Source organism: Bradyrhizobium sp. SZCCHNRI2009, assembly GCF_032485115.1.
In the GTDB taxonomy this organism is placed as follows: Bacteria; Pseudomonadota; Alphaproteobacteria; order Rhizobiales; family Xanthobacteraceae; genus Bradyrhizobium.
Genome location: NZ_JAUEUH010000004.1, coordinates 664935 through 675417 on the forward strand (window position 1 = coordinate 664935; position 10483 = coordinate 675417).

The following is a 10483-nucleotide window of genomic DNA, read 5'->3' on the forward strand; positions in this document are numbered from 1 at the left end:
CCGCTGATGTTCGACTTTGACGATCTCTCGCAAGCGATCGCCCGCCAGACGGTGCTGTGCATCGGCGACCTGATGCTGGACGAGTTCGTCTATGGCGAGGTGTCGCGGATTTCCCCCGAGGCGCCGGCGCCGGTCATCGCGGTCCAGCGAAGCGAGACCACTATCGGCGGTGCCGGCAACGTCGCGCGCAACATCGCCGCGCTCGGCGCCCGCTGCATCTTCGTCGGTCTCGTCGGGCAGGATGCGGCCGGCGACCAGCTGGAGGCCGAGCTCGCCAAGGAGGGCGGCATCGAGAGCGTGCTTGTCCGTGATCCTTCGCGGCCGACGACGCGCAAGGTGCGCTTCGTCTCCGAGCATTTCTCCACCCACATGCTCCGCGCCGACTGGGAGCGCGCCGCACCGGCGGCCGGCGAGATCGAGCAGAAGCTGATCGAGGCCATCCTGCCACTGATCGCGCGGGCCGATATCGTGCTGCTGTCGGACTACGCCAAGGGCGTGCTCACGGCGCGCGTGTTGCGCAACGTGATCGACGCGACGCGCAAGGCCGGCAAGCGCGTCATCGTCGATCCCAAGAGCGCGAATCTCGCGATCTATCGCGGCGCGAGCGTGCTGACGCCGAACCGCAAGGAGTTTTCGGAAGCGACCCGCAGCCGCGCCGAGACCGAACAGGAGATCGCCGCGGCCGCGCAGGATGCGATCTATCTCGCGGACTGCGAGGCGATCCTGGTGACGCAGAGCGAGCGCGGCATGACGCTGGTCCCGCGCGAGGGCGATCCGATTCACGTGCCGGCCTATCCCGTGAAGGTGCGCGACGTCTCCGGCGCCGGCGACACGGTTGTTGCGGTGCTTGCCGCGACGCTCGCGGCCGGCGCCGCCTGGGCGGATGCGTTGCGGATGGCGAGCGCCGCGGCGGCGGTGGCCGTCAGCAAGCACGGCACCGCCAGCGTGACATCGGCCGAGCTGCGCCGAAAGATCCTGCCGCATGCCTATCGTGCCGCTGAGGAGAAGATCATCGAGAGCGATGACGAGCTCGCCGCCCGCGTCGAGGTCTGGCGGGGAGAGGGCCTGCGCGTGGGCTTTACCAATGGCTGCTTCGACATTCTGCATCCCGGCCACGTCAAGGTGCTGACCGCGGCGCGCGCCGCCTGCGACCGGCTCGTGGTCGGGCTGAACAGCGATGCCTCCGTCAAGCGGCTGAAGGGCGAAAGCCGGCCCGTGCAGGACGAGCGCGCGCGCGCCGAGGTCCTGGCCGCGCTCGAGGCGGTGGACCTCGTCGCCATCTTCGCCGAGGACACGCCGCTCCGCTTGATCGAGCTGGTCCGGCCGAGCGTCCTGGTCAAGGGCGGCGACTATACGCGCGAGCAGGTGGTGGGGCATGAGGTCGTCGAGGCCGGCGGCGGCGAGGTGATCCTGATCGACATCCTGAAAGGGCACAGCACGACCGCGCTGGTCGATCGCGCCCGGAGCGAGGCGCGATGAGCGCGCTGGCAGGTCATCCCGGCCCGGCGCTGCTGGCGCGCCGCTGGCGCGATCCGGCGGCGTGGCGGACGACGGTCGATGTCGTGGCGATTCTGCTGGCGGCCTCGCTGCCGTGGTCGACCTCGCTGGTGTCGATCCTCGGCGTCGTCATGCTGATCACGATGGTGCCGTTTCTCGATGTCGAGCGTCTGCTGCAGGTCCTGAAGCGGCCGATCGCGCTGGCGCCGATCGCGCTGTTCCTGCTGGCGCTGGTGGGAACGCTGTGGTCGGACGTCGCATGGGGCGCGCGGTTCTACGCGGTGGGACCTGCGGCCAAGCTTCTGGTGCTGCCCGCGCTGCTCTACCATTTCCAGCGGTCGGAGCGCGGCCTGTGGGTCTTCACCGCGTTTCTCGCCTCCTGCGTGCTGATGGTCGTGGTGTCGACCGCGGTCGCGTTCAATCCTGCGCTCGCGCTCAAGGCCAATGCCGATCGCGGCATCTTCGTGAAGAACTACATCGACCAGGGCCAGGAGTTCTCGCTCTGCGCCGTGGCGCTGGCCTATCCGATCGCCCAGTTGCTGCGCGCCCGCCGCTTCCTTCCGGCCGGCCTGCTCACTGCGATCATGATCGCGTTCCTCGCCAACATGATCTTCATCGTTGTCTCGCGTACCGCGCTGGTGACGATCCCGATCCTGCTTGCGGTGTTCGGGCTGATCCACCTGAAATGGCGTGCCAACCTGCTGATCGCGGCCGTTGCCCTTGCGCTGGGCCTCGCGGCATGGACCGTGTCCCCGCAATTGCAGGGCAAGGTGGCGACGTTCACGAGCCAATATCAGGACTACAGGAACGATCGCGCGGTGACGTCGATCGGCGAGCGGCTCGAGTTCTGGCGCAAGTCGTTGCGGTTCCTGGCCGACGCGCCGCTGATCGGGCACGGCTCGGGCTCGACGCGTCATCTGTTCGAGCTGGCCGCGAGCGGGTCGCGCGACCTCTCCTCGAGCCAGGTCGTCAGCAATCCGCACAATCAGACGCTCTACGTGGCGGTCCAATGGGGGGCGCTCGGGATCGTGATTCTCTACGCGATGTGGGCCGTGCACCTTCTGTTGTTCCGCGGCGACGGGCTGGTGCCCTGGATCGGGCTGCTCGTCGTCGTGCAGAACATCTTCACCTCGCTGTTCAATTCCCACATCTTCGATTTCCACGAGGGGTGGATGTACGTGATCGGCGTCGGCGTGGCCGGCGGAATGGTGTGGCGATCGCGGACGCCGCCTGATGCTAGGCAGGGGACGCTCGAACCATGACGCGTCCGTCTCAACTGACCTACCGGAATATGCTGATCGCCGCGCATGACCTCCTGGTCAGCGTCGTCGCGCTGTTCGCGGCGTTCTATATCCGCTTCGAAGGCGCCAGCACCTTCTGGGAGCGGGTGCCGCTGCTCTTGCAGATCCTGCCGTACTTCATCGCCTTCAGCTTCGTCGTCTTCTACTTCTCGAGCCTTCTGACGACGAAGTGGCGGTTCATCTCGCTGCCGGACGCGCTGAACATCGTCCGAGTCGCGACCGTGCTGACGCTGGCGCTGCTGGTTCTCGACTACATCATCGTTGCGCCGAACGTCCGCGGCACCTTCTTCTTCGGCAAGCTCACGATCATTCTCTACTGGTTCCTGGAGATCTTTGCGCTGAGCGCGCTGCGTTTCGCCTATCGCTACTTCCGCTACACGCGGGTGCGACGGCACGCGCGGTCCGAGGACGCTGCCCCCGCGCTCCTGATCGGCCGTGCTGCCGACGCCGAGGTCGTGCTGCGCGGCATCGAGAGCGGCGCGGTCAAGCGGATCTGGCCGATCGGCATTCTCTCGCCATCGGCCGCCGACCGGGGGCAGTTGATCCGCGGCGTGCCGGTGCTGGGCGGCATCGACGATGTCGAGGATGTCGCGGCCGACTTCGCCCGCCGCGACCGGCCGATCGCGCGCGCCCTGATGATGCCGACGGCGTTCGATCCGGACTGTCATCCGGAAACCTTCCTGATGCGGGCGCGCCGGTTGCGCCTGATCGTGAGCCGCCTGCCGTCGCTGGAGAGCGGCGATGCGCCGAGGCTCGCGCCGGTCGCGGTCGAGGACCTCCTGCTGCGGCCGAGCGAGAAGATCGATTACGGACGTCTCGAAGCGCTGGTGCGTGGCAAGGCGGTGGTCGTCACCGGCGGCGGCGGCTCGATCGGGGCCGAGATCTGCCAGCGCGTCGTGGCATTCGGCGCGGCGCGGCTGCTCATTCTGGAGAATTCCGAGCCGGCGCTCTACGCGATCACCGAGGTGCTCGCGGCCGATCCCGAGGCTGCCGTCGCCGTCGAGGGGCGCATCGCCGACATCCGCGATCGCGACCGGGTGTTCGCGCTGATCGGCGAGTTCAAGCCGGATCTGGTCTTCCATGCCGCCGCCCTGAAGCATGTGCCGATCCTCGAGCGCGACTGGAGCGAGGGCGTCAAGACCAACATCTTCGGCTCGATCAACGTGGCCGATGCCGCGGTGGCCTCAGGGGCCGAGGCCATGGTGATGATCTCGACCGACAAGGCGATCGAGCCGGTGTCGATGCTCGGCCTCACCAAGCGCTTCGCCGAAATGTACTGCCAGGCGCTCGATCGCCAGCTCGCCGACCGGCCGGTGGGACGGCCGCCGATGCGGCTGATCTCGGTGCGCTTCGGCAACGTTTTGGCGTCGAACGGCTCGGTGGTGCCGAAGTTCAAGGCCCAGATCGAGGCGGGCGGTCCTGTCACGGTGACGCACCCGGACATGGTGCGCTATTTCATGACCATCCGCGAGGCCTGCGATCTCGTGATCACCGCGGCCTCCCATGCGCTGGCGCCGCAGCGCCCGGACGTCTCGGTCTATGTGCTGAACATGGGCCAGCCGGTCCGCATCGTCGAACTGGCCGAGCGCATGATTCGCCTGTCCGGCCTGCAGCCGGGCTACGACGTCGAGATCGTGTTCACGGGCATCCGGCCCGGCGAGCGCCTCAACGAAATCCTGTTTGCGAGCGAGGAGCCGCCGGTCGAGATCGGTGTCGCCGGCATCATGGCCGCCAACCCGAACGAGCCGCCGATGCCGACGCTGAAGGCCTGGATCGCGGCGCTCGATCAGGCGATCGCGCGCAATGATCCAGTGACGATCAAGTCGGTGCTGAAGGATGCGGTGCCGGAATTCGGCTCGAGCGCGGCCTGAGTCTTCAATGGCGCCGCCGCGAGAAGCGGCTCAGCACCCAGGTGACGGCGCCGAGACCGAAGACGAGCAGGATGGCGTCGACCGTCATGGAACGCTGCGCGACCGAGATGGCTGCGAGCGTCGCAAGCACGATATTGAGAATGAACACCTCGCTGACGACGCGCGAGACGGTGAAGCCGTTATCGGTGGCCTGTTGATAGAAATGCGTGCGGTGCGCCGCCCAGAATGGCTCGCGCTGCGCCATCCGCCGCAACAGGGTGAAAGTGGCGTCGATTAGATAATACAGCGGCAGCAGCAGCGCCGCTGCGACGTCGCCCTGCCAGGCAAGATGGAGCAGGCCCCAGCCGAGCAGCAGCCCGATCGGCAGGCTGCCGACATCACCGAGAAAGACCTTTGCGACGGGACGGTTGAAGGGCGCAAAGCCGAGCATGGCGCCACCCAGCGCCGCAGTGATGGCAGTCGCCGGCCAGGGCAGTTCACCGGAGAGGCCAAACAGGACGAGCGCCGCCGTGATCGGCACCGCCTCGGCCACGGTCATCAAATCGAGCCCGTCCATGAAGTTGACGAGGTTGACGAACCACAGGCCGGCGATCAGCAGCAGCGCGCGCTCGACCGCCAGCGGGATCGGAAACAGCCTGAGATCGTCAGGCGCGGTGAATACGACGAGGCCGACGGCCAATCCCTGCAGGACCAGGCGCGGCAGCACCGGGATCGGCCTGATGTCGTCGATCAGGCCGACCAGCGCCAGCATCGGCACGGCGATGAACAGCATCAGCAGCGGCGCGAAACCGGCCACGGAGGCGAACGCGCCGCCGACAACGATCGTGGCGCCGATCACGGCAATGCCGGCCCCCTGCGGCGTCGGGATCTTGTGCGACGAGCGCGCATTCGGCCGCGCCAGCGCGTAGCGTTGGAGCACTGGACGCAACAGCACGATCAGGATGGCGCACATCGCGGCCGCGAGCACGGCGATGGCGGCAAGGACCGCGGTGGGATCGGCGATCATCCGCAGACCTCTGCGGCCGAGATGAGGCGATCATAGAGCGCCACCACCGAACGGCCAATGATCCTGGCCGAGAGCTTGTCCTCGACCAGTTGACGGGCCGCCGCGCCATAACGTGCGCGCATCTCGGGCGACGCCGCCAGCTGCGCCATCGCCTGCGCGAGCGCCGCCGCATCCTCGACCGGCACGGCGAGTCCGGTCTGGTCGTGGATCGCAATCTCGCGGCAGCCGGGTGCATTGGTGGAGATCAACGGCCGGGCGCAGGCGGCGGCCTCCAGCAGGCTGACCGGAAGTCCTTCGCGATGCGACGGCAGCACGGCCACGTGGCAGCGGCGCCAGAGCTCGGTGATGTCCTTGATCTGGCCGAGCAGGGTGATGCCGGGTTCCTTCCGCCAGGCCTCGACCTCCTCGGCCGAGACCGAGGCAGGATTGGCCGGATCAGGCGAGCCGGCGATCAGCAACTGGTCGTCGCGGCCCTGCTGGCGCAGCATGCGGTGCGCAGCGACCAGGGCGCGGACGCCCTTGTCGGTCAGCAGCCGTCCTGCGAAGCCGAAGGTGATCGGCCCGTCCGGTTCTGGCAGCGGCTGGAAGCGGTCGGTATCGACGCCCGAGCCCGGGATCAGCGTGATCTTGTCGCCCCGGACGCCCATGGCTTGAAGCGCCTCGCGATCGTCGGGATTCTGGACCAGCACGCAGCTCGGTGTCCGGTTCATGAGCTGCGGCAGCAGCCACAGCAGGCCCTGCTTGAGCAGACGCGAGCGCCAGCTCGCCGATGTGAACACATAGCCGAGGCCGGTCATGGCGTTGACGACCGGAGTGGTGCGTCCAAGCGCGGCGAGCGAGCCGAGCACGCTCGACTGCAATCCGGAATGATGCACCACGTCGGGGTTGATCGCAGCCTCGACGGCGCGGATCGCGCGGATCGTGGGCAGGGCTGATGACGGCGACAGCCCGCCGCGTTGGAACGGGATCGGATGCAGCACGAACCGCTCGGCGGCGATCGCGGCGGCGCCGGCATTGACGTTGGTCGCGACATGCACCTCGTAGCCGGCCTCGCGCGCCGCGCGCGCCATCGGCAGGCGATGCATCAGGAAGGCGTAATCCTCGTTGGCCACGTAGAGCAGGCGGCGCGGCGAAGCGGAGCGGGGCGGGGGCATTCGGCTCACGGTCTTAGGCTGTCAGGGCGCCGTATACGGCAAGCCGACGCCGTCGGCGAGGGGGTAGATGTACGCGAGAAAATGCCTGCGTGTTACCGGCCACGTTCGGCGCCACGGCATCTCAGACACTTCGCCGGTGACAATAAGACCATTGCGGCGGCAGCGAAAACCAGCGATCCCCTCGGCATGCCCGCACGCCGACGAGGAGCTTACTGCGCAGTCTTCGGCCGCGCCGGATTGCTGGTTCCAGAGCACCTTTGTTGGCAATCTTGTGCATTTTGTTCACGCGCTTCATCGACGATGGCCGGCTGTGCATGACCAACAATGTGGTCGAGCGCGAGCTGCGCGCCGTGGCCCTCGGCCGCAAGAATTGGACCTTCGCCGGCTCCGACGAAGGCGGCTGCCGCGCTGCCGCCATCTACATGCTGATCCAGACCGCCCTATGCCGAGGGCGGCATAGGGCGGTTTATGCCGCCCGCCGAACTATGCCGAGTCGGGCCGTTTTCCCCAGATTTCTCGCTGACCGTCGTTTGGTTGGTTCGGCATAGTTCGTTCTGTGCCTCCGCTTTCAACAGCGGAGAACAGGACGATAGAAGTTGAAGAGTACATGGGCAGAAGCCGGCTGTACCGGCGTCTCAGAGGCGGGCCACACGACAGTTCGTCGAGCGCTACGCCGCTCGTCTCGTCGAAGAGAGGCTCGTTCGGCATGGCGCGTGGCGTTGCCTCAACGTGGTTAGCGGGCTCCTGAGTTGGATCGCCGGCCGTCGCTACAAGCTGGTCGATCTTGATGAACAGGTCGTTGAGCGGTACCTCCGACATCGAGGCGGGAGGCAGTCTATCCAACCCGGCGACCGGGCCGCGCTCAAGCGATGGCTGTCGGTGCTGCGCGAGGAAGGCGCGATCTCGCCGTTGGTGCTACCGCCTCTCACTCCGCACGAACGGATCTTCAAGGAGTTCGATGCCTACCTGCGATCAGAGCGCGGCTTGGCCCCGAAGTCCATCGTCCGCCATCTCCCAGTCATCCGCAGGTTCCTGCACGAGGTGTGCTCCGGCGGCGCCCTGAGCAAGATCAGCCAAGAGGACGTGATCCACTACGTTGAGCGCCACGCCCGGGATTGGACCCCGGCAACAGGCAAGGCGATGTGCTGGTCGTTGCGTGCCTTTCTCCGTTATCTCCACCATCGGGGGCTGAACTCGCGCCCGTTGGCGGATTGCGTTCCATCGATACGCAGGTGGAAGCTTGCAACTCTGCCGACCTATCTACCTGCCGCTCAGGTGCGGAAGGCTCTCGACGGTAGCGACCGAGAGACGGTGATGGGAAGGCGCGACTACGCCATTCTGTTGTTGCTGGCCAAGCTCGGCCTGCGAGCCGACGAGGTCGCGACGCTCACCTCGACGATATCGACTGGCGCGCCAGGGAGATACTCGCTCGCGCCAAGGGCCGACAGCGTGCACGGATGCCGATACCGCCAGACGTTGGCGCGGCTATCGTTGCATATCTGCGCAATGGCCGCCCAAAGTCGTCGTGCCGACGGCTGTTCGTCCGCACACTCGCGCCACACGTCGGTTTTGCTTCCGGATGCGCGATCACCATGATCGCCAAGGCCGCTCTCGATCGCGTTGGAATCGAAGGTTGCGCCCACCGCGGCGCCCATATCTTCCGACACAGTCTCGCTACCGAGCTTCTCCGATCTGGCGCGACCTTGTCGGAGATCGGACAGTTGCTGCGGCACGAGAACCACGACACCACCCGGATTTACGCGAAGGTCGACATCGATGCGCTGAGAACATTGAGCCTGCCCTGGCCGTGAGGCGTGCAATGACCAATCTGCGCGCCGCACTCGATAAGTACCTGAGCATGCGCAAGGGGGTTGGCTACAAGTACGAGCACCAGACCCGTCGGCTCGCCGACTTCGTCGCCTTCATGGCGAAGCGCAAAGCCAGGATCATCACGACGAAGCTGGCAATGGAATGGGCAACGCTGCCGCCCTATCGTCATGCATCCTGGGCGCTGCGATTGATCGACGTGCGCGGGTTCGCGCGCCATGTCGCCAACTTCGATCCGAGAACGGAGGTACCGCCTGTCGGCATGCTGCCCCGATGGAAGCGCGCCAAGCCCTACGTCTACAGCGACGCGGAGCTCGATGCGTTGCTGACGGCAGCGCTGGCTCTGCCGCCAGCGGGCGGGCTGCGACGATGGACCTACCATACCCTGTTCGGGCTGATCGCGGTGACGGGCATGCGTATATCCGAGGCGATCGGCCTGGAGCGTGATGACGTCGACCTCGACGCCGGCGTGCTGACGGTCCGGCTGACCAAGTTCGGCAAGTCGCGGCTCATGCCATTGCATCCCACGACGAGAACCGCGTTGCGCGACTACGCCCACCGGCGCGACGCGATGCTCGGATCACGCTGCGGCTCGACGTTCTTCGTTGCCGAACGGGGAGGCCGCTTGCTGCACCAGTACGTTCATCGCGTCTTCTGGCGATTGTCCCGAGAGATCGGGCTGCGGCGCCCAGGTGATCGTACCGGACCACGCGTGCACGACTTCCGTCATCGCTTCGCCATCCGGACGCTGCTCGACTGGTATCGCGAAGGCAAGAACGTCGAGCAGCAACTCCCTGTGCTCTCCACTTACCTTGGCCACGCCTGCGTGCGTGACACCTACTGGTATCTCTCGGCCTGCCCAGAGTTGATGGAAGAAGCGGCGCGGCGTCTCGATCGGCGGTGGGAAGTGACGGCATGAAGCCCACCTGCAATGTCACCACGTTGATTGAGCGCTTCTTCACCGAGCGTCTCATGCGCCAGCGCAATGTGAGCGCCAACACGATCGCCTCCTACAGGGACACGTTCCGGCTGTTGTTCTTGTTCGCACAGGCGCAGCTGCGGAAGCCCCCATCGGCCTTGACGCTCACCGACTTGGACGCAACGTTCATCGGCGCGTTCCTCACCGATCTCGAGGTAAAGCGCGGCGTCAGGGCGAATACGCGTAACCTGCGTCTGACCGCCATCCGATCCTTCTTCAGGTTCGTGTCCTTCGAGGAGCCGGCACACGGTGCGCTGATCCAACGCGTGCTCGCCATACCGAGCAAACGCCACGACAAGCGACAGGTGCGCTGTGCACTTCGTGACGCGGCCCGAGATCGAGGCGGTTCTCGCAGCGCCCGATCGAACGACGTGGCTTGGCCGCCGCGATCCCACCTTGCTGCTGGTCGCGGCTCAGACAGGCTTGCGCCTGTCAGAGCTGACTGGCCTTGACCGGGATGCTGTCCACCTCGGGTCTGGCGCACACGTACGATGCGTCGGTAAAGGGCGGAAGGAGCGGACCACTCCGCTGACCACACTCGCTCGGTCTGCGCTCCAGGCATGGCTCAAGGAACCGTTGCGGAAAGGAGCACCAGCGTTGTTCCCGAACGTGCGCGGGGGTCGGCTCAGTGCCGACAGCGTGCAGTCCCTGCTGGGAAAGCATGTCCGTGCCGCTCACAAGAGTTGCCCGTCCTTGAAGGCCAAGAGCGTGTCACCGCACGTGCTGAGGCAGCGCTGCTATGGAACTGCTGTAAGCCAGTCGTAGCGGCGAGAGCTGGCGCGGAGCTCTCGGCATAGCGCAGCGCCAGATCCCGACGCGGATTGCAGGTGGCGGCGAACTCGGATGGC

The 10483-nt window shown here is 66.4% G+C and carries 9 protein-coding genes and 2 pseudogenes; 9 read left to right on the forward strand and 2 right to left on the reverse strand.

The features are described from left to right. Positions 1 to 6: 6 nt before the first annotated feature. Genes rfaE1 through QX041_RS18375 form a run of 3 tightly spaced genes read left to right on the forward strand, consistent with a single transcriptional unit; the run spans position 7 to position 4669 of the window. Complete coding sequence (gene rfaE1, locus QX041_RS18365) at positions 7 to 1479, forward strand: D-glycero-beta-D-manno-heptose-7-phosphate kinase (RefSeq protein WP_316166172.1); 1473 nt, start codon at positions 7 to 9, stop codon at positions 1477 to 1479. Then, entirely contained in the window at positions 1476 to 2759 is a 1284-nt protein-coding gene (locus tag QX041_RS18370) for an O-antigen ligase family protein (protein WP_316166173.1), read from the forward strand. Before rfaE1 ends, QX041_RS18370 begins: the two co-directional genes overlap by 4 nt. After that, positions 2756 to 4669: a nucleoside-diphosphate sugar epimerase/dehydratase gene (locus QX041_RS18375; protein ID WP_315825085.1), complete on the forward strand. Its 1914-nt coding sequence runs from the start codon at positions 2756 to 2758 to the stop codon at positions 4667 to 4669. The genes QX041_RS18370 and QX041_RS18375 overlap by 4 nt, the downstream gene beginning before the upstream one ends. A gap of 4 nt (positions 4670 to 4673) precedes the next feature. Here the strand turns inward: QX041_RS18375 and QX041_RS18380 are convergent, their stop codons facing one another. Further along, a complete protein-coding gene (locus QX041_RS18380; protein WP_316166174.1) occupies positions 4674 to 5675 on the reverse strand; it encodes a glycosyl transferase in 1002 nt (333 codons plus the stop codon). Next, positions 5672 to 6829: a glycosyltransferase family 4 protein gene (locus tag QX041_RS18385; RefSeq protein ID WP_316166175.1), complete on the reverse strand. Its 1158-nt coding sequence runs from the start codon at positions 6827 to 6829 to the stop codon at positions 5672 to 5674. The genes QX041_RS18380 and QX041_RS18385 overlap by 4 nt, the downstream gene beginning before the upstream one ends. 281 nt (positions 6830 to 7110) lie before the next feature. Here QX041_RS18385 and QX041_RS18390 point away from each other — a divergent pair. The 6 genes and pseudogenes from QX041_RS18390 to QX041_RS18415 all read left to right on the forward strand — a co-directional run. Then, positions 7111 to 7269 (forward strand): annotated as a pseudogene (locus QX041_RS18390) (transposase); the annotation flags it as partial. 472 nt (positions 7270 to 7741) lie between these two features. Beyond that, positions 7742 to 7957: pseudogene (locus QX041_RS18395) on the forward strand (site-specific integrase); the annotation flags it as partial. Positions 7958 to 8250: 293 nt separating this feature from the next. Then, complete coding sequence (locus QX041_RS18400) at positions 8251 to 8640, forward strand: tyrosine-type recombinase/integrase (RefSeq protein WP_316166198.1); 390 nt, start codon at positions 8251 to 8253, stop codon at positions 8638 to 8640. An 8-nt stretch (positions 8641 to 8648) separates the two neighbouring features. Beyond that, positions 8649 to 9575: a tyrosine-type recombinase/integrase gene (locus QX041_RS18405; RefSeq protein ID WP_316166176.1), complete on the forward strand. Its 927-nt coding sequence runs from the start codon at positions 8649 to 8651 to the stop codon at positions 9573 to 9575. After that, positions 9572 to 10087 (forward strand): site-specific integrase, encoded by a 516-nt coding sequence (locus QX041_RS18410; RefSeq protein WP_316166177.1) that lies wholly within the window; start codon positions 9572 to 9574, stop codon positions 10085 to 10087. Before QX041_RS18405 ends, QX041_RS18410 begins: the two co-directional genes overlap by 4 nt. Continuing rightward, a complete protein-coding gene (locus QX041_RS18415; RefSeq protein ID WP_316166199.1) occupies positions 9972 to 10400 on the forward strand; it encodes a tyrosine-type recombinase/integrase in 429 nt (142 codons plus the stop codon). Before QX041_RS18410 ends, QX041_RS18415 begins: the two co-directional genes overlap by 116 nt. Positions 10401 to 10483: the final 83 nt, after the last annotated feature.

Coding starts and splice junctions, on each gene's coding strand:
- QX041_RS18370 (WP_316166173.1), top strand. CDS start 1,476: ATGAGCGCGCTGGCAGGTCATCCCGGCCCGGCGCTGCTGGCGCGCCGC.
- QX041_RS18380 (WP_316166174.1), bottom strand. CDS start 5,675: ATGATCGCCGATCCCACCGCGGTCCTTGCCGCCATCGCCGTGCTCGCG.
- QX041_RS18375 (WP_315825085.1), top strand. CDS start 2,756: ATGACGCGTCCGTCTCAACTGACCTACCGGAATATGCTGATCGCCGCG.
- QX041_RS18405 (WP_316166176.1), top strand. CDS start 8,649: ATGACCAATCTGCGCGCCGCACTCGATAAGTACCTGAGCATGCGCAAG.
- QX041_RS18385 (WP_316166175.1), bottom strand. CDS start 6,829: ATGCCCCCGCCCCGCTCCGCTTCGCCGCGCCGCCTGCTCTACGTGGCC.
- rfaE1 (WP_316166172.1), top strand. CDS start 7: ATGTTCGACTTTGACGATCTCTCGCAAGCGATCGCCCGCCAGACGGTG.
- QX041_RS18410 (WP_316166177.1), top strand. CDS start 9,572: ATGAAGCCCACCTGCAATGTCACCACGTTGATTGAGCGCTTCTTCACC.